Below are 18,614 nucleotides of genomic sequence, written 5' to 3'. Positions count from 1 at the left end.
AGATACGCGGGCCAAGCCGCCCTAGCTTGCCCGTGATCCCAACCCGCGCCACACATCCTGTTCATCACTGCAAAATCACGGACCAGCCATGACCGAACCCACTACCACGGTTGCGCATTTCGGCCTTCCTTCCGACAGCGGCGGGCGCGACATTGGCATTTTCATGCCGATGGCCAACGGCGGCTGGATCATTTCGAAGAATTCGCCGCGGCTCGACGGCTCCTATGGCTATAATCTGGAAGTGGCCAAGCTGGCCGATGCCATGGGGCTGGACTTCATCATGGCGATGGCCAAGTTCAAGGGCTATGGCGGCGAGATTCAGCACTGGGAATCCTCGCTCGACAGCCCGCTGATGATGGCCGGCCTGGCCCAGGCGACCAGCCGGGTAAAGGTCTGGGCGACGATCCACACCCTGCTGCAAAACCCGGCGGTGGCGGCCAAGATGATTGCCACGCTCGATCAGATCAGCGGGGGCCGCGCCGGGCTCAACGTGGTGACCGGCGCCTACAAGGGCGAATTTGCCCAGATGGGTGCCTGGCCCGAAGGCGTCGACCATGACGAGCGCTATGTTCTGGCCACCGAGTGGATCGAGAATATCAAGCGGCTGTGGAGCGAAGACCGGGTCACCGCCCATGGCAAGTATTTCACGCTGGACGATTGCACGTCGTGGCCCAAGCCGCAGCAGCGGCCGTTCCTGGTCTGCGCCGGCACGTCCAAGGCCGGCGTGCGCTTTACTGCCGAGCACATGGACGCGCTGTTCCTGGCGGGCAACAACCTGGACGAGCTGATTGCCAACACGCACAAGGCCAAGGCCGGCGCGCTGGAACTGGGCCACGCCATCCGCACCTATTCGATGATGATCCTGGTCATTGGCGAAACCGATGCCGAGGCCGAGGCGATGGTGCAATCCTATCGCGACGGGCTGGATGAAGAGACGCTGTGGGGCATGATGCGCGCCTATGGCATGCTCGATGCTGAAATCGGCAAGGAGAACGATTTCACCCGTAAGGCGCGATCGGCGCTGATGGCCCCGCATGTGGCTGGCTCGCCCGAGACGGTGCTGGCGCAGCTGACCGAAATCTTTGAAAAGACCGCGCTGGACGGGCTGATGCTGATCTTCCCCGATTATCTGACGATGCTGCCGGTGTTCGCCGAAAAGATCCTGCCCGTCCTGCGCGCGCGCTTTCCCGGCACGATCAAGGAGGCGATCGATGCCTGAGGCGGCGGCCCAGACCGTGATCGATCCGGCCACCGCCTTGCCGCACGTGGCCCAGCCCGGCGCGATGATCGCGCCGGCGCGCACCGCGCTGGTGGTGGTCGATGTGCAGGTCGATTTCGCCGCGCCGCATGGCGTGGTCGCCGGCTATGGCGCAGACATGACCGAATCCGACAAGGCGGTCGACCGCATTGAGGAACTGGTCGCCGCTGCCCGCGCGGCTGGCGTCACCGTGGCCTTCATGCGGGTGATGACCCGGCCGGAAAGCGACAGCCAGGCGCTGAAAACCTGGATGGCCAGGCGCGGCTCTTCTGGCGGCGAGGCGATCTGCCGGATCGGCAGCGGCGGCGAGGATTACTGGCGCGTGGCGCCCCGGCCAGGCGATATCGAGATTGCCAAGCTGGCCTATTCCAGCTTCCACGGCACCGACCTTGATATGCAGCTGCGTGCGCGCGGCATCGATACCCTGGTGATGACCGGGCTGACCACCGATTGCTGCGTCGATTCCACCACGCGCGATGCGTTTCATCACAACTACCACACCTTCGTGGTGTCCGATGCCTGCGCTGCGGCCGAGCCTGATCTGCATGTGCACGCGCTCAAGGCCATGGCGCAGCATTGCTCGCTGCTGACGACCAGCGCCGCCGTGGTGGGGGCTTGGCGCGCATGAGCCCTGACGGGGACGGCCCTATCGCCGCCGATTTCGTGATCCGCAATGCCTGGATTGTGACGATGGACGCCGCGCGGCAGATCTGGCGCGATGGCGCGTTGGCGGTGGCGGGCGATCGCATCGTGGCGGTTGGCCCGACCGCGCAGGTCATGGCCCAGGTTGCCGCGCGCGACGTGATCGATGGCAGCCGCTTCGTGCTGACGCCGGGGCTGGTCAATTGCCATGTGCACATCACTGGGGAGCCGATCACGCGCGGCTATGTGCCCGATGACACCGATTGGCGCACCAACGTGTTCGATTGGCTGATCCCCACCTATCTGGCGCAGACCCCGGCCGAGGAACAGCTTGCCGCCACGCTGGCCTCGGTGGAAATGCTCAAGAACGGGGTGACCACGTTCATCGAGGCCGGCACGATCCTGGATCTGCCCGCCGTGATGGAGGCGGTCGATGCCGTGGGCATTCGCGGCCGGCTGGGGCAATGGATTCAGGATCGCGCCTTTGCGCCCACGGACGATCAGCCCACGCTGACACGCGATGCGATTGCCCGGCTCGAGGCGCAACTCGATCGCTGGCCGGTGGCCGATGACAAGCGCCTGGCGGCCTGGGGCTGCCTGGTAGGGCACAACACCGCCACCGACGACCTGTGGCGCGCGGCAACGGCCATGGTGCGCGAACGCGGTCTGGGCATCACCGCGCACATGAGCGCCGACCCGGCCGATCCCGACTATTACCTCGCCACCACCGGCAAGCGCGCCTTGCTCCATCTGGAAGAGCTGGGCGCATTGGGCGATCACCTGTCGCTCACGCACATGATCCACCTCGATCACGCGGAAGTGGCCGCCGTGGCGCGCAGCGGCATGCGGGTGACGCATTGCCCGCTCACCGCGATGAAGGGCGGCTATGGCGCCACCAGCCACGGCCTGTTTCCCGAAATGCAGGCGGCGGGCGTGCCGATCCAGCTGGGCACCGATGGCAACAACAATGGCAATATCGCCGATCTGATGCGCGCGATGTATCTGCTCGCCGGCCTGTTCAAGGATGCGCGGCGCGATGGCGATCTGTTCCCCGCGCATGCCGTGCTGGAATGCGCCACGCTGCATGGTGCGGCGGCGGCGGGCCTGGCGGGATCGGTCGGCGCCCTGGTGCCGGGCATGAAGGCCGATTTCGTGGCGCACGATCGCAACCGCCCGGAATGGACGCCGCTGCTCAACGTGATCAACCAGCTCGTCTGGTCGGCCGATGGACGCGGCGTGCACAGCGTGTGGGTGGATGGGCAGCGCCTGGTGGACAATTATCGGATGACCAACGTGGACGAGGAAGCGCTTTATGCCAGCGTGCAGGCGGCAGCGCCGGGGGTGATCGCGCGGGCCGGTCTTTCGGTCCCTTGCGCCTGGCCGGTGGCTTGACCATGTCGGCGCGGGCAACCCAGCCAGGCACGGGTATCACCAAGGGCACCAAGCCGATGCGTATCGTCATTCTGGGCGCGTTCGCCGCGCTCTATTTTCTGTTGATGGCCTCCACATTCAATTCGTTGGGCCAGGTTCTGCCGATGATCGTGGCTGATCTGCACTTTACCTGGGCCCAGGCGGGCATGGGCTTTACCGTGCTGGGGATTGCCTGCGGGGCGGCCTCGATGCTGCCGGCGGCTGTCATCCGCCGCCATGGCGTGGCGGTTACGCTGCTGATCGGCATGGTGCAGCTTATCGCTGGATTTGCCGCGCTGGCCTGGATGCAGGGCGTGTGGATGTATCTGCTCGCCACGCTGCTTTTGGGGCTGGGCTTCTGCTTTTGCGGGTCGATCGCGGCGGTCGATGCCATTGGCAATGCCTTTGACCGCAAGCGCTCCACGGCCATCGGCCTCTATTTTACCGCTGGCAACCTGGGGGCGGTGGCCGGGCCGATCACCTTCTTCGCGATCCATTCGGCCACCGGCAGCTGGCGCCTCTATTGGCTGGCCTGTGCGGCCGGCGCACTGGTGCTGGGGCTGTTCGCGGCGGCGGTGTGCGGCCGTTATGAACGCCGCGTCGGCGTGGTCCACGGCCCGGCCGATGAAGCGCCGCCTCCGCCCGAAGGCTGGACGGCGCGCGCCGCGCTGGCTTCATGGCAGTTCTGGATCGTGGTGCTGGCCTATACTGCGTGCCTGTTGATCAACACCACCGTGCACAGCTTTGCCTATCAGCACATGCTGGAACACCGCGTGGCGCCGGGCGTGGCCACGGGGTTTATTTCGGCGGCGGCCTTCGTGGCGGCCGTGGCAGCGGCGCTCGCCGGTTTTGCCGGCCAGCGGGTCGATGCCCGTGCGCTTACCGTGGTGGCGCTGGTGGGATCGGCATTTTCCTCGCTCGCGCTGATCCTGCCGCTGGGCACCGCCGCGCTGGGCTTTTTTGCAGTGACCTTTGGCATCGGCATCGGGGTTTCCACCGTGGGCACGGCCCTGCTGCTGCGCGGCTGGTTCGGCGGGCGCGCCGCGCTGGAGCTTTATTCGGTGATGACCGTGGTTTCCACCTCGGCCGCGATCGGGCCCAGCATTGGTGGGCACCTGCACGATACCATGGGCAGCTTCGTGCCCAATTTCGCGGGGCAGGCGCTGATCGGCCTGGCCGTCGCGCTGGTGGTGGGGCTGGCCCGCCGCCCGGTGCCGCGCGCGGTGGCTGGGGATGCAGCGCTGGCGTGATGATGCAAAAGCGGGGCCCCGGGGTGACGAAAAGTCCAATAGGTCAAGAATATACGTCACCCCGGGCTCGACCCGGGGTCCCGCTTTTTCCTAAGCGCCGTGCTCGATGATCGTTTCCATCGCCACATAGGTCGATGTGCTGGCCACGTTGGGCAGGCTCGAAATCCGCTCTCCCAGCACGCGGCGATAGGCCAGGATATCGGCCGTGCGGATTTTCAGCAGATAATCGAAATGGCTGGCAATCATGTGGCATTCCTCCACCTCCTCCACCTGGAGGACGGCGCGGCGGAACGCGTCGAGCGCCTTTTCGCGGGTGTCTGACAGCTTGACCTGGGTAAACGCGATATGCGCCAGGCCCAGCTTGTGCGGATCGACCACGGCGCGAAAGCCGCGGATCACGCCATCGGCCATCAGCCGCTTGAGCCGCGCCTGGCACGGAGTCTTGCTCAAGCCCACGCGGCGGGCCAGTTCGTTGATGCTCAGCCGCCCGTCGACACGCAGCTCTTCCACGATCTTGAGGTCGATACGGTCAAGCGGCGGCTGTTCCATGGCCAGGCCGTTCAGGGCCGGGTTGAGCCGCGCACGACCAGGCGCACCGGCACGCGCCGCGCCGTCGCCGTCTCGCCCGAAATCATCGCCAGCAGCCGATCGACCAGCAGCGAGCCGGCCACCTCGAAATCGGATTCCACGGTGGTGAGCGGCGGCGTGGACCAGGCACCGGCACGCACGCCATCGAAGCCGACGATACCGATCTGATCGGGCACGACCAGCCCGCGCCCGGCCAGTTCCTTAAGCGCGCCGAGCGCGATCTCGTCGCTGACGCCAAAGATCGCATCGAACGGGCGGCCACTTTCGATCAGGGCCACGGCGGCACGGCGGCCTTGCTCTTCGCGCGGCAGGCCACGCTCGATACGCTGAAGCACCGGCTCCAGCCCGGCGCTTTCCATCGCTGCGGCATAGCCGTCATAGCGTTCCTTGAACTGCCGCTGTGGCGAGGTTTCGGAGCCCAGGCACACGATATGGCGATAGCCGCGCACCAGCATGTGGCGCGTGGCGAGCGTTGCCCCGGCGTGGTTGTCACTGCGCACCCAGGGAAAATCGTCCTGCGTCGCGCCCCAGCACACCCAGTGGCTGCCCTGGGGCAGCGCGCCGAAATAGTCCCACGCTGCGGTGTTTTCGCTGGTGCCGATCACGATCATGCCGTCGGCCTTGCGGCGTTCCTGGTAATGGCCCCAGAAATTTTCGGGGCTGTCCTGAAACGCCACCAGCACCTCGAACCCGCGCGCGGCGGCCGCCGCGCAGGTGCTGCCCAGCAGGGCATAGTAGAACGGATTGAGATCCTTGCGATCCTGCCCCGGCCGGCAGACCATGACGACAGCCAGCGTTCCGGTCTTGCCCCGGCGCAGCCGCGCGGCGTTTTCGTCCACCTGATAGTTGAGCTTGCGCGCTGCCTCCATCACCCGCTGGCGGGTCGGCGCGCTGATCGACGGGTCACCCGCCAGCGCGCGGCTGACGGTGGACTGGCTGACGCCGGCCGCTTCGGCCACGTCGAAACTGGTTACACGGGTGAGGCGCTTTTCGGCCATGGATCAAGGTCTCTTTCGCGTGCAACGGTCAGCGGAAGCTGTCCTTGGCCGCGCGCAAGGCGGCAAAGGTGGCAACGGCGTCGCCGCCGCCCCAGCGGGATTGCAGGACGGGATCGTCTGCGCGCAGGAAGGGGTTGGTGGCCAGCTCGCGCGCCAGCGGGGTGGGCACGGTGGGCAGGCCCTGCGCGCGCCGCGCCGTGATGTCCTGCGCATATTCGGCCAGCGCGGCATTGTCGGGATCGGCGTGCACGGCAAAGCGGGCGTTGCTGGCGGTGTATTCGTGCGCGCAGTAAACGAGCGTTTCGGCGGGCAGCGCCTTGAGGCGCGTGAGGCTCGCCCAGAACTGGGGCGCGGTACCTTCAAACATGCGCCCGCAGCCCAGCGCAAACAGCGCGTCGCCGACAAACGCCAGGCCGGCATCGGGCAGGTGATAGGCGACATGGCCCAGCGTGTGCCCACCCACGGCCAGCACCTGCACCACGTGATCGCCCAGGCGCACGGTGTCGCCGCCATCCACAGCGCGGTCGACGCCCGCGATCTTGGCGGTTTCCTGGGCCGGCGCGCTGATCGTGCAGCCAGTGGCGGCCTTGATCGCCGCGTTGCCGCCGGCATGATCGGCATGCCAGTGGGTGTTCCAGATCTGCGTGATCTGCCACCCGCGCGCGGCCGCCTCGGCCAGATAGCGATCGGCATCGGGAGTATCGATGCACACGGTTTCGCCGCTCGCGCTGTCATGCACGAGGTAGCCATAGTTGTCAGACAGGCAGGGAAACTGGTGAACTTCGATCATCGCCCTCGCTCCTCGCGTTCCCTCATAGCGGAAATGCTGCAAAGCAAAAGACGGCAAACGGCGGTTAACCGGCGCAGCGGCACTGCTCAGTCGATGCGGGCCAGGCGCGCGACATGGGCAAAGGCCTGGCGCGCCCCGGCGATCGCCTCGGCTTCCTGCCCGGCATCGAGCGGCACGGCATCGAGTGCGTCGGTAAAATCGCGCCAATGCGCCGCCGGGCCGGCGCCCCACGGCGCCAGGTGCCGCGCGCCGAAGGCGTCTGACAGGCCGATGCGCATAACCAGCTTGCGCAGCACTGCGGCGCCCAGGTTCGATCCTTCCGCCACATAGAGCCAGCCGAGCGCGGCGCCGAGCGTGGGCTGCAGCGGGGCGGGCGGCGGGGCAGACGCATCAAGGCCCAGATCGGCCATGTCCTGGATGACCAGCGGCAGCCGGCAGCGGTCTGCCAGGCCGGGCAAGGCGGCCTGCAGCGCGGCGTCGTCATAGAGCGGCGCGACCGTGCGGTGAAAGCCCAGCTGCATGGCCAGGAAGCTGGCATAACCTTCGCGGCTGGCAAAGCTTTCCCGCGCCATCAGCGCTGCATCCAGCGCCGCATGCACATCGCGCGTCGCCTCGCGCAGGCGCTGGGCGCGGCCGGGATCGGGCTGGGTGGGTGAGGGCATGCGCGTGGCCAATTCTCGAGATCTAGGTGGGATGTTTTTGCGCCATGCTCCGCTCGTCCTGAGCTTGTCGAAGGACGCGAGGCGCAGCGCTGACGTGTAAACAGCCCTTCGACATGCTCAGGGCGAACGGAATGCGGGGTGGCCATGGGATGACGCATCGAATGTAGGCCGAGCGCCTGGAAAACGCCACCGCATGAAAAAACCCGCCCGGCGTGGTGCCAGGCGGGCCTTTTCGGTTTCTCGGTTGGCAGGGGCCGCATGGCCCCCGCCAGGCCGGGATCAGCCGCGAGCCTTGAGGGCTTCGCCGAGGATGTCGCCGAGCGAAGCGCCCGAGTCCGACGAACCGTACTGTTCCACCGCTTCCTTTTCTTCGGCCAGCTGACGGGCCTTGATCGAGAAGTTGGGCTTCTTGGAACGGTCGAAGCCGGTGACCATGGCATCGATCTTCTGGCCAACCTGGAAGCGGTCGGGACGCTGTTCGTCACGATCGCGGCCCAGGTCCGAACGCTTGATGAAGCCGGTCGCGCCGTCTTCGCCAGCCTGCACTTCGAGGCCGCCATCGCGGACTTCGAGGACAGTGACGGTGACGACTTCGCCGCGACGCAGCGAGCCCGAGGTGGCAACGCCGCCAGCAGCCGGAGCGCCCTTTTCGAGCTGCTTCATGCCGAGCGAGATGCGCTCCTTGTCGACATCGACGTCGAGGACCACGGCCTTGACCTGCTCACCCTTGCGGTGGAGGGCCAGGGCGTCTTCACCCGAGATGCCCCAGGCGATGTCGGACATGTGAACCATGCCGTCCACGTCGCCATCCAGGCCGATGAACAGACCGAATTCGGTGGCGTTCTTGACTTCGCCTTCGACGATCGAACCGACCGGGTGCTTTTCGGCAAAGCCTTCCCAGGGGTTCTGCTGCGCCTGCTTGAGGCCCAGGCTGATGCGGCGCTTGTCGCTGTCGACTTCCAGAACCATGACGTCGACTTCCTGGCTCGTCGAAACGATCTTGCCGGGGTGGACGTTCTTCTTGGTCCAGGACATTTCCGAAACGTGGACCAGGCCTTCGATGCCCGGTTCCAGCTCCACGAAGGCGCCGTATTCGGTGATGTTGGTGACGGTGCCGCGCAGCTTGGCGCCAACCGGGTACTTGGCGGCAACGCCATCCCACGGATCGCTTTCCAGCTGCTTCATGCCCAGCGAGATACGCTGCGTGTCCTGGTTGATGCGGATGATCTGGACGCGCACGGTGTCGCCGATGGCGATCACTTCGCTCGGGTGGTTGACGCGCTTGTAGCTCATGTCGGTGACATGGAGCAGGCCGTCGATGCCGCCGAGGTCAACGAACGCACCGTAGTCGGTGATGTTCTTGACGACGCCGTCGATGATCTGGCCTTCCTTGAGGTTCTGGATCAGGCCCGAGCGCTGTTCAGCGCGGGTTTCTTCCAGAACGGCGCGGCGCGACACGACGATGTTGCCACGGCGGCGATCCATCTTGAGGATCTGGAACGGCTGCGGCATGTCCATCAGCGGGGTCACGTCGCGCACGGGGCGGATGTCAACCTGCGAGCCGGGCAGGAAGGCCACGGCGCCGTCGAGGTCGACGGTGAAGCCACCCTTCACGCGGCCGAAGATCACGCCTTCAACGCGCTTGCCTTCGCCGAATTCGGATTCGAGCTTGTCCCAGGCGGCTTCGCGGCGGGCGCGGTCGCGGCTGAGCATGGCTTCGCCTTCGGCGTTCTCGACGCGGTCGACGAACACTTCGACTTCGTCGCCGACCTTGAGGCCGTGCGGCTGGCCGGGGGCGGCGAATTCGCGCAGGGCCACGCGGCCTTCGCTCTTCAGGCCCACGTCGATGACGGCCTTGTCGTTTTCGATGGCGGTAACGGTGCCCTTGACGACGCGGCCTTCAAAGCCACCGGTGGCGCCAGCGCCAAGCGATTCGTCAAGCAGCGCGGCGAAATCGTCGCGCGTCGGGTTGGTCGACATGAAAAAGTCTTCCTGATATCGATGTTTCCGGCCAGGCGGTTGGTTCCGCCGGTCTTTTCTCCATCACCTGCCCCATGCAGGATGATGGGCCAAAAGGGCCGATCCGCCCATGCGGGCCGGATGCCCGCGCAGGCATTCTTGTCCCTGTCGGGAAAGAACCTGGCGCGCTTAGGCCTGCCCCCAGTGAAATGCAAGCAAAACCGCGTGTTTTGCAAATGCCCGCTTTGCGCAAGGTCAAGGTGATCGGCGCGCGGGCAGACTAGGGATTGTGCATCCAATCCGCACGACGGGAGTTGCCGCAATGACTGCCACCCAAACACCGCCCCCCATGGCTGCCCTGGCCCGCGCCGCCACCGTTGTCACCCGCCACGGCGTGACCTTGAGCGTGCGGCAGGCCTTTGCCGAAGACGAAGATGCGCTGGCCGCGTTTTTCGATGCCGTGCTGCCCGAAGACCGCCGCTTTCGCTTTCTCGCGGCGGCCGGCCATCTCGATCACCAGCGCCTGTTGCCGCTGACCCGGGTGGACCATTGGCGCACCGAAAGCTTCCTGGCGTTCGACCAGGCAAGCGGTGATCTGGTGGCGTCGGGCATGCTGGCCTGCGATGCGGCGATGGAAACCGGTGAAGTGGCGGTTTCGGTGCGCGGCGATTTTCGCGGGCAGGGCGTGGGCTGGGCCATGCTCGACCTTCTGGCCCACGAAGGCGAACGGCGCGGGCTGGACCGCGTGATCGCGATCGAGGACCGGGCCAACCAGGCCGCGATCGACCTGGAAAAGGACTATGGCTTCATCGCCCATGGCGTCGAGGGCGATCCGCACCTGGTCATGCTGGAAAAGCGGCTGGGGTAATATGTAGCGCGTGCCCCCGGCCTGGCTGGGGGGCACGCACCGGTCCATGCGATCAGGTAAGGCTGCCAAGCACGTCGCGGGCAAAGGCGGACAGCGTATCGTCGCGCGCGCCCATGATCACGATCCGGTCTCCCGGACGGGCGAGGGCGGCCAGCCGCTGGCCGGCCTCGGCGCGCTCCGCCACGTGTTCGGCCTGGCCGCCATGCGCGTTGACCAGGCCGACGATGCGCTCTGAACCTTGCGTGCGATCCACCGTGCCGCCGAAATAGACCGGGTCGGTCAGGATCACTTGATCCCCGGCGCTCAAGCGCGTGGCCAGCACTTCGGCCAGTTCCGCGCCCATCTGGCGCAGCGGGCCATAGCCGTGCGGCTGGAACAGCGCGAGCACGCGGCCGGGATGGGCCTTGAGCGTTGCGAGGGTGGCGGCAACCTTTTCCGGGTTGTGGCCAAAATCATCAATCACCGTCACGCCGCTGGCGCTGGTGCCGACGATGTCGAACCGGCGGGCGAGCCCGGCGTAACCGCTCAGGGCCGCCACCGCCTCGCCCAGCGGCAGGCCCGCCGCATCGGCTGCGGCCAGAGCGGCCAAGGCATTGGCCAGGTTGTGCCGGCCCGGAACGGCCAGCGTGATATCGTGCTGCGCGCCACTGCGCCGGTCGATCACCGTGGCGGCAATGCTGGTCGGGCTTTCCACCACGCTGGCGGGCACGACCCCGATCATCGCGGTATCGGCAAAGCCGAAGGTGACCGTGGCCCGCGCGCGGTGGGCCAGGGCCATGCTTTCCGCGTCATCGGCATTGATCACCGCCGTGCTTGCCGTGGCCAGGAAATTGCCAAACAAATCGCGCAGTTCTTCCAGACTCTTGTGATCGAGACTGACGTTGTTGAGCACGGCGATCTGCGGCCGATAGAGCGCGATCGAGCCGTCGCTTTCATCGACTTCCGAAACGAACAGCCCGCCCTGGCCCACGCGGGCCGAGGCAAAGGGCGCGTCAGGCGTGGCAAAGTTCTTCATGACCGCGCCATTCATGATCGTGGGATCGCGGCCCAAGGCCGTGAGCATCCAGCCGATCATGCCGGTGACGGTGGACTTGCCGCTGGTGCCGCCCACGGCAATGCCGATCGGCGCGGCGTTGAACAGGCGGGCGAGCAATTGCGCGCGGGTGAAGCGCGGGCAACCGAGGTCGCGGGCGCGCACCACTTCGGGCACGGTGTCTTCCACCGCAGCTGAGGCAACGAGCGCCTGATCGGCCGAGGTGATGCCGCTGCCGTCTTGCGGGAACAAGGCAAAGCCCAGGCTTTCCAGCCAGGCGAACTTTTCGGGCGTGCGGCCCTGGTCGCGGCTGCGATCAGACCCGGCCACTTGCGCGCCTGCGCCCTTGAGGATCAGCGCCAGGGGCAGCATGCCCGATCCGCCAATGCCGCAAAAGAACCAGGGATGGGCAGTTAGCGCGCCATCTGGCGCAAGTGCAGTGTGGGCCATGGGCACAGGGCACTACAGCAATCAGGGGGCGTGGCAAGATCGCTGCGACAGGTTTGCCCCGCTGCCGCGTCTGGCCGCAGCAGCGCAGGGATGAAAAGGCTGGCCGGAGCCGGGCGCACGGGGCGCAGGGTTCGGCCAGGCTCTTTTCCGGGCCAGGCTTGCGGGCGCGAGGGCAAGGTCGGAGCCAGTGCCACGGCAAGCGTCGGCATCGGTTCGGCCAAGCCCATTTCGCCCGACGCCTGGTCCGCGATGCGGTCAAAGGCGCAAGGTGTGACAGCACCGGAGCGGCCCACGCCCGGCAAGCCATGATCGCTTGCCAAGGTGCCCGTTCGGCCCTGTCATGCCCTCTAACGCGGTTGGCGCGGAAACCTTTCCCGAAAATCGCGTCCTAAGTATTTGGGCAAGGTTTCGCTAACCATGTGTGATGGACGAACCCCCGCGCAGGCGATAACACCGCGCCCATGTTGCGCATTGCTGTCTGTGCCCCGTCTGCCCCATTCGATCGCGCCGATGCCGGGCGGGTTGCCGCTCTGGTGGCAGACTATGCCGGCCTTGATATCCACTTTCACGAGCAATGTTTCGCCCAAAGCGGCCATTTTGCTGGCACGGACCAGCAGCGCCGCGACGCCTTCGTGGAATGTGCCAACGATCCCGGGTTTGACGCGGTGTGGTTTGCGCGCGGCGGCTATGGCGCGGGGCGGATTGCGCAGGATGCCATCGGCCGGCTGACGCCGGCGGCGCAGAACAAGGCCTATCTCGGCTATTCGGATGGCGGGGTGATGCTCGCCGCGCTCTATCGCGCCAAAGTGGGCCGCCCGGTCCATGCGCCGATGCCGGCCGATGTGCGGCGCGATGGCGGCGAGGCGGCGGTGCGCCGCACGCTCGCCTGGCTGGCGGGGGACGCCATCGGGCTGGAGCCGACGATCCCGGCGGCAGAGCCCGTGGTGGCGTTCAACCTCATGACCCTGTCGATGATCATGGGCACGCCGGTGATGCCTGATCTGGCCGGGCATGTGGTGATGGTGGAAGAAGTGAGCGAATACGATTATGCCGTCGATCGCCTGCTGTTTCATGTCAGCGCCGGGCTGGCGGCCATGAAGGTGGCCGGCCTGCGGCTCGGTCGTGTGACGCAGGTGCCTGAAAACGATAGACCTTTTGGCATCGGGGTGGAGGATATGGCGCGGCATTGGTGCGCGCGTACAGGCCTGCCTTACCTCGGTCGCGCGGATATCGGGCATGATGGCGATAATCGCATCGTGCCGTTCGGGCTTGCAGGAACCCCGCCGGGCCAATAGGGCGCGCGCCAGTTTTCAGGAGGCATCGATCAATGCGGGCATTCGTTTTTCCGGGGCAGGGCAGCCAGAAGGTGGGCATGGGCGCCGAGCTTGCCGCCGCCAGCACCGCCGCGCGCGAAGTGTTCGAGGAAGTGGACGACGCGCTCGGCCAGAAGCTGTTCCAGATCATGACCCAGGGCCCCGATGATGCGCTGACCCTGACGGAAAATGCCCAGCCCGCGATCATGGCCCATGCCATCGCCGTGCTGCGCGTGCTGGAAAAGGAAGGCGGCATCCAGCTGGCCGACAAGGCCGATTTCGTGGCAGGGCACAGCCTGGGCGAATATACCGCGTTGTGCGCTGCCGGTGCGTTTTCGCTGGCCGATACCGCCCGCCTGCTCAAGCTGCGCGGGCAATCGATGCAGGCCGCCGTGCCGGTGGGCGAAGGCGCGATGTGCGCACTGCTTGGCGCCGATATCGACAAGGCCACCGCGCTGGCCGAAGCCGCTGCGCAGGGTGAAGTCTGCACCGTGGCCAACGACAACGATCCCACCCAGGTGGTTCTTTCCGGGCACAAGGGCGCGATCGAGCGCGCGGTGGCGCTGGTCAAGGAGCATGGCATCAAGCGCGGCGTGCTGCTGCCGGTGTCTGCCCCGTTCCACTGCCCGCTGATGCAGCCGGCCGCCGATGCCATGGCCCAGGCGCTGGCCGCCACGCCGCCCCAGGCCTTTCGCGTGCCGCTGTTCGCCAACGTGACCGCCTCCATCGTCACTGATCCGGCGCAGGTGCAGCAACTGCTGGTAGAGCAAGTCACTGGCCGCGTGCGCTGGCGCGAAAGCGCGATCGCGATGAAGGACGCCGGCGTCGAGGCGTTCGTCGAACTGGGCGGCAAGGTGCTGGCACCGATGATCACCCGCTCGGCCGGGGCCGATCTCTCCGTCACCAGCGTGATCACCATGGCCGACATCGAAGCCCTGGCCAAGGATCTCTGAGAGCGCCGACCGTCTTCTCGCCAACCCTCTTCCCATCGTCACCCCGGACTTGATCCGGGGTCCCGCTTGGGTCCACCGTGCTGCCGATGCAGTGTAGGACCCCGGATCAAGTCCGGGGTGACGGTGAAGCAGAGCCGGCGGCCAATATTTCGTGGAGCCAAGATTATGGAAAACCGTCTTTTTGACCTGACCGGCATGACTGCCCTGGTTACCGGCGCTGCTGGTGGCATCGGTTCGGCGATCAGTCATGCGCTGGCCCGCCAGGGGGCGCGGCTGGCGCTTTCGGGGGCCAACCCGGCCAAGCTGCGCGCGTTTCGGGAAGAGCTGAACGAGACCTATGGTCACGATCACGTCGAAGTGACCTGCGACCTGTCGAACGCCGAACAGGTGGAAAAGCTGGTGCCTGCCGCGCTCGACACGCTGGGCAAGATCGACATCCTGGTCAACAACGCCGGCATCACGCGCGACAACCTGGCGATGCGAATGAAGGACGAGGAATGGGACGCGGTGATCCGCGTGAACCTGGAAGCGGCGTTCCGCCTGATGCGCAGCGCCACCAAGCCGATGATGAAGGCGCGTTTTGGCCGCATCATCTCGGTTACCAGCGTGGTCGGCGCTACCGGCAATCCCGGCCAGGTGAACTATGCCGCAGCCAAGGCGGGCCTTGTCGGCATGTCGAAGAGCCTGGCGCAGGAACTGGCCAGCCGCAACGTCACGGTCAACTGCGTCGCGCCCGGTTTCATCCGCACCGCGATGACCGATGTGCTGCCCGATGCGCAGAAGGATGCGCTCAACGGCCGCATCCCGATGGGCCGCATGGGCGAAGGCCAGGATATCGGCGCGGCGGTGGCCTATCTTGCCAGCAAGGAAGCCGGCTACGTCACCGGGCAGACGCTGCACGTGAACGGCGGCATGGCGATGTTCGCCTGATGCGCGGCGGGTGGGTGCTGGCCGTGGTGGCGGCTGGGCTGGCGGTGCCGGCCGCAGCCTTTGCGCGCCCGCCCGAAACGCTGGCCTGCGCCATCAAGGCTGCGCCCGAGGGGCTGGACCAGAAGGTGGCCGATGCCATCCTGACGCCCGGCACCCCTGCGGCCAATGCCACGCAGGCCGATCTGCGCGCAATCACCGATGCCTGCGCGGCCGACCAGTTGCTGAACGACAAACAGCGCGATGCCTATTTCAGCTATACCTGGGGGCGCATGGGGCGCGATGCGCTCGATGGGCGGATGGCGGCGCTGGGCATCGCCTCGGCGCTGATCGACCGGGCGCTGGATATCGGGCCGGGGAATACCAACAACCCGGCCGACAAGGTGACGCCAGGCGATCTGCGCATCGTGAGCGAGGCGCTGGACAAGGCGGGCAAGCCCCCGGCCAGCGTGACATCCCAAGGCTGGCAATTGATCACCGGCTGGATCGTTGCCACCGCCTTGATGTTCGATGGACAGCGCGATCTGGACTGAAACGACATTTTTTCGAGTTTTCGGGTCATTTATGCACAGTTTCACTTGGGCCATGCAAGGGGAGCCTTGCCCAAGGGGCACTCCACGCTAAGAAAGGTGGTCCGAAACGCAACGCTGCTGGCTGTGATTCCATGGCCTTCTGGTGTGCAGCCAACCCGGACGGCGCCTGTCCGTCCAGTCCGGCCTGTTTCAGATCGGTTCTGAAGCAGCCGGGTTACGAGACTGGGGATCGAGACGAGAATGAAGGCGACCATTGAACGCGCGACTCTTCTGCGCTGCCTGTCCCACGTCCAGTCGGTTGTCGAACGCCGCAACACCATTCCCATCCTGTCGAACGTGCTGATCGAGGCTTCGGCCGACAATTCGGTGCGCCTGATGGCCACGGACCTTGATCTGCAGATCGTGGAATCGATGCCGGCGGTTTCGGTGGAGGGGCCGGGCGCGATCACGGTTTCGGCGCACCTGCTGTTCGACATCGCGCGCAAGCTGCCCGATGGCTCGCAAGTGAGCCTGGAAACCACCGACAACCGCATGGTGGTCAAGGCCGGGCGCAGCCGGTTCCAGCTGCCCACGCTGCCGCGCGACGATTTCCCGGTGATCGTGGAAGGCGATCTGCCGACCAGCTTTGAAATTCCCGCGCGCGTGCTGGCCGAACTGATCGACCGTACCCGCTTTGCCATCTCCACCGAGGAAACCCGTTACTACCTCAACGGGATTTTCTTCCACGTGGCCGATGAAGTGCTCAAGGCCGCAGCCACCGATGGCCACCGCCTGGCCCGCTACACCCTGACGCGCCCCGAAGGCGCCGAGGGCATGCCCGACGTGATCGTGCCGCGCAAATGCGTGGGCGAGCTGCGCAAGCTGCTGGAAGAAGTGCTCGATACCAATGTGCTGCTCGATCTTTCGGCTAGCAAGGTGCGCTTTACCCTGGGCGGCGAACACGGCGTGGTGCTGACCAGCAAGCTGATCGACGGCACGTTCCCCGATTACAGCCGCGTGATCCCCACCGCCAACGACAAGCTGCTCAAGCTTGATCCGCGCAGCTTCTATGAAGGCGTGGACCGTGTGGCGACGATCGCCACCGAAAAGACCCGCGCGGTGAAGATGGCGCTGGAAACCGACCGCGTGACGCTGTCGGTCACCAGCCCGGACAACGGCACCGCGGCTGAAGAACTGCCGGCAGACTACACCGCGCAAGGCTTCGAGATCGGCTTCAACGCCAACTATCTCAAGGACATCCTCAGCCAGATCGACGGCGACACGGTGGAGCTGCACCTGGCCGATGCCGGCGCGCCGACGCTGATCCGCAAGGATGACAAGTCGCCCGCGCTCTACGTGCTGATGCCGATGCGCGTCTGACGCGGGGCAGACCAGCCCGGCAACATACCAAAGGGGCGCGATCGGCCAGGCTGATCGCGCCCCTTTCGCGTTTCGGCAACGCGGGCGGCTGCCGGCACCTCGGGCAAATCCCTATATGCCTTTTCAGCGGTCTTGATCGCCCTGCGCCTATGCCTGTCGCATCGGAGTTAGACAGGTAGATCCCATGGCGCTTACCCAGCAGGACGTTGACCGCAAGCTGACGTTCTTCAACATCAGCAGTGATGACGTGGCCCGGTTTGGCCAGATTGCCGGCGCCATGGACGGCCTGGCTCCGCCGGCGCTGGAACGGCTGTATGATCGCATTGCCTTGACGCCGGAAACGGCGCGCTTCTTCCCTTCGCGCGCCGCCATGTCCCATGCCCGGGACAAGCAGATCGAGCATTGGGGCAGCATGTTCAGCGGCACGCCCGGCATGGCCTATGCCGAACGCGCCCAGCGCATCGGGGATGTTCACGCGCGAATCGGGCTGGAGCCGGGCTGGTATATCGGTGCCTATGCCTCGGTGCTGGACGAGGTGATCGTGCGGTTTCTGGGGCGCGGCCTGGGCAAGCTGGGCAGCCGCCGCGCCAAGGCCGTGGCCACGCTGGTGAAGATGGCGCTGCTCGATATGGAAGTGGCGCTGTCTGCCTATTTCCAGGCGGAAGATGCCAAGCGCCAGGCGGTGGTTACCCAGGTGGGCCATACTGTGCGCAAGATGACCGAGGGCGATTTTACCGTGGCGTTGACCGGCCTGCCCGAAGCCTACGCCGCGCTGGAAGCGGACCTGGAAACCATGCGCAAGAAGGTGAGCGGCGCGCTGGGCGCGGTCTCGCAGACGTCGCGCGCAGTCGACACCGGCGCCAAGGAAATTCGCGAGGCTTCGGACGATCTTGCCCGGCGGACGGAGCAGCAGGCAGCCTCGCTCGAAGAAGCCTCGGCCTCGATCACCACGCTGGCGGGCACGGTGGGCAAGACGGCCGAAGAAGCGACCCAGCTGCATTCGGCGGTGCAGGACGCCCATGGTGACGCGCGTCAGGGCGGCGGCGTGCTGGAAGAAGCGGTGCAGGCGATGAACGACATTCACCGCTCTGCCGCCGAGATCGGCAAGATCATCGCGGTGATCGATGGCATCGCTTTTCAGACCAACCTCCTGGCGCTCAACGCCGGGGTGGAAGCGGCGCGCGCGGGTGATGCCGGGCGCGGCTTTGCCGTGGTGGCCAACGAAGTGCGCGCGCTGGCGCAGCGATCGGCCGAGGCGGCGCTCGATATCAAGAAGCTGATCGGCGAAAGCTCTGTCCAGGTGGAGCGCGGCGTGACGCTGGTGGACCAGACTGGCGAGACGTTCGAGCGGATCGTCAGCCGGGTGGGCGCGATTGCCGACGTGGCCAGCAACATTGCCGAGGGCGCCAGGGCACAGGCCGCGAATATCCGGCAGATTCAGGCCACGGTCAACGAACTGGACCTGATGACCCAACAGAATGCGGCCATGGTGGAAGAAGCGACGGCGGCATCACGCAGCCTGGCTGGAGAGGCCGATCGCATGGCCGATCTGGTGGGCCATTTCCGCGTGGAAGGCCTGGTGCCACACCAGGCCAAGGCGACGCGGCGCGCGGCCTGACGC

General features: G+C 66.2%; 17 protein-coding genes. 11 read left to right on the top strand and 6 right to left on the bottom strand.

Annotated elements, in window-relative coordinates:
- The first annotated feature begins 88 nt into the window (after nucleotides 1-88).
- Genes IP65_RS01285 through IP65_RS01270 form a run of 4 tightly spaced genes read left to right on the top strand, consistent with a single transcriptional unit; the run spans nucleotide 89 to nucleotide 4,560 of the window.
- Complete coding sequence (locus IP65_RS01285) at nucleotides 89-1,219, top strand: LLM class flavin-dependent oxidoreductase (protein ID WP_054130495.1); 1,131 nt, start codon at nucleotides 89-91, stop codon at nucleotides 1,217-1,219.
- Nucleotides 1,212-1,886, top strand: a complete 675-nt coding sequence (locus IP65_RS01280) for a cysteine hydrolase family protein (protein WP_054130494.1) — start codon at nucleotides 1,212-1,214, stop codon at nucleotides 1,884-1,886. The genes IP65_RS01285 and IP65_RS01280 overlap by 8 nt, the downstream gene beginning before the upstream one ends.
- Nucleotides 1,883-3,292: an amidohydrolase family protein gene (locus tag IP65_RS01275; protein WP_054130493.1), complete on the top strand. Its 1,410-nt coding sequence runs from the start codon at nucleotides 1,883-1,885 to the stop codon at nucleotides 3,290-3,292. Before IP65_RS01280 ends, IP65_RS01275 begins: the two co-directional genes overlap by 4 nt.
- 2 nt (nucleotides 3,293-3,294) lie before the next feature.
- Nucleotides 3,295-4,560 (top strand): CynX/NimT family MFS transporter, encoded by a 1,266-nt coding sequence (locus tag IP65_RS01270; protein WP_156306338.1) that lies wholly within the window; start codon nucleotides 3,295-3,297, stop codon nucleotides 4,558-4,560.
- Between the two features lie 90 nt (nucleotides 4,561-4,650).
- Here IP65_RS01270 and IP65_RS01265 read toward each other — a convergent pair whose 3' ends face one another.
- The 5 genes from IP65_RS01265 to rpsA form a co-directional block, all read right to left on the bottom strand.
- Nucleotides 4,651-5,109 carry an Lrp/AsnC family transcriptional regulator gene (locus IP65_RS01265; RefSeq protein WP_054130491.1) on the bottom strand — a complete coding sequence of 153 codons (459 nt, stop codon included), beginning with the start codon at nucleotides 5,107-5,109 and terminating at the stop codon, nucleotides 4,651-4,653.
- Between the two features lie 11 nt (nucleotides 5,110-5,120).
- Nucleotides 5,121-6,146 (bottom strand): LacI family DNA-binding transcriptional regulator, encoded by a 1,026-nt coding sequence (locus IP65_RS01260; RefSeq protein WP_022676426.1) that lies wholly within the window; start codon nucleotides 6,144-6,146, stop codon nucleotides 5,121-5,123.
- Between the two features lie 28 nt (nucleotides 6,147-6,174).
- Nucleotides 6,175-6,936 (bottom strand): hydroxyacylglutathione hydrolase, encoded by a 762-nt coding sequence (gene gloB, locus IP65_RS01255; protein WP_054130490.1) that lies wholly within the window; start codon nucleotides 6,934-6,936, stop codon nucleotides 6,175-6,177.
- Nucleotides 6,937-7,022: 86 nt separating this feature from the next.
- A complete protein-coding gene (locus tag IP65_RS01250; RefSeq protein WP_054130854.1) occupies nucleotides 7,023-7,598 on the bottom strand; it encodes a biliverdin-producing heme oxygenase in 576 nt (191 codons plus the stop codon).
- Between the two features lie 279 nt (nucleotides 7,599-7,877).
- Nucleotides 7,878-9,578 carry a 30S ribosomal protein S1 gene (rpsA, locus tag IP65_RS01245; RefSeq protein WP_054130489.1) on the bottom strand — a complete coding sequence of 567 codons (1,701 nt, stop codon included), beginning with the start codon at nucleotides 9,576-9,578 and terminating at the stop codon, nucleotides 7,878-7,880.
- Nucleotides 9,579-9,906: 328 nt separating this feature from the next.
- Here rpsA and IP65_RS01240 point away from each other — a divergent pair, with 328 nt between their 5' ends.
- Entirely contained in the window at nucleotides 9,907-10,425 is a 519-nt protein-coding gene (locus IP65_RS01240) for a GNAT family N-acetyltransferase (protein ID WP_022676422.1), read from the top strand.
- A 52-nt stretch (nucleotides 10,426-10,477) separates the two neighbouring features.
- Here IP65_RS01240 and IP65_RS01235 read toward each other — a convergent pair whose 3' ends face one another.
- Nucleotides 10,478-11,908: a Mur ligase family protein gene (locus IP65_RS01235; protein ID WP_054130488.1), complete on the bottom strand. Its 1,431-nt coding sequence runs from the start codon at nucleotides 11,906-11,908 to the stop codon at nucleotides 10,478-10,480.
- A gap of 461 nt (nucleotides 11,909-12,369) precedes the next feature.
- Between IP65_RS01235 and IP65_RS01230 the strand changes: the two genes are divergently transcribed.
- From IP65_RS01230 to IP65_RS01205, 6 genes are all read left to right on the top strand, one after another.
- Entirely contained in the window at nucleotides 12,370-13,203 is an 834-nt protein-coding gene (locus IP65_RS01230) for an LD-carboxypeptidase (RefSeq protein WP_054130487.1), read from the top strand.
- A gap of 32 nt (nucleotides 13,204-13,235) precedes the next feature.
- Nucleotides 13,236-14,174 (top strand): ACP S-malonyltransferase, encoded by a 939-nt coding sequence (fabD, locus tag IP65_RS01225; RefSeq protein ID WP_054130486.1) that lies wholly within the window; start codon nucleotides 13,236-13,238, stop codon nucleotides 14,172-14,174.
- Nucleotides 14,175-14,339: 165 nt separating this feature from the next.
- Nucleotides 14,340-15,104 carry a 3-oxoacyl-[acyl-carrier-protein] reductase gene (fabG, locus tag IP65_RS01220; protein ID WP_054130485.1) on the top strand — a complete coding sequence of 255 codons (765 nt, stop codon included), beginning with the start codon at nucleotides 14,340-14,342 and terminating at the stop codon, nucleotides 15,102-15,104.
- Nucleotides 15,104-15,634 carry a hypothetical protein gene (locus tag IP65_RS01215; RefSeq protein ID WP_082349694.1) on the top strand — a complete coding sequence of 177 codons (531 nt, stop codon included), beginning with the start codon at nucleotides 15,104-15,106 and terminating at the stop codon, nucleotides 15,632-15,634. The genes fabG and IP65_RS01215 overlap by 1 nt, the downstream gene beginning before the upstream one ends.
- A gap of 240 nt (nucleotides 15,635-15,874) precedes the next feature.
- Entirely contained in the window at nucleotides 15,875-16,993 is a 1,119-nt protein-coding gene (gene dnaN / locus IP65_RS01210; protein ID WP_054130484.1) for a DNA polymerase III subunit beta, read from the top strand.
- Nucleotides 16,994-17,177: 184 nt separating this feature from the next.
- Nucleotides 17,178-18,611, top strand: coding sequence for a globin-coupled sensor protein (locus IP65_RS01205; RefSeq protein ID WP_022676414.1), 1,434 nt, complete (start codon nucleotides 17,178-17,180; stop codon nucleotides 18,609-18,611).
- The last annotated feature ends 3 nt before the right edge of the window (nucleotides 18,612-18,614 follow it).

This window comes from Novosphingobium sp. AAP1 (assembly GCF_001295765.1).
Lineage (GTDB): Bacteria > Pseudomonadota > Alphaproteobacteria > Sphingomonadales > Sphingomonadaceae > Novosphingobium > Novosphingobium capsulatum.
The sequence above is the reverse complement of the archived record's forward strand: the minus strand, read 5'-3'. Positions and strand labels throughout refer to the sequence as shown.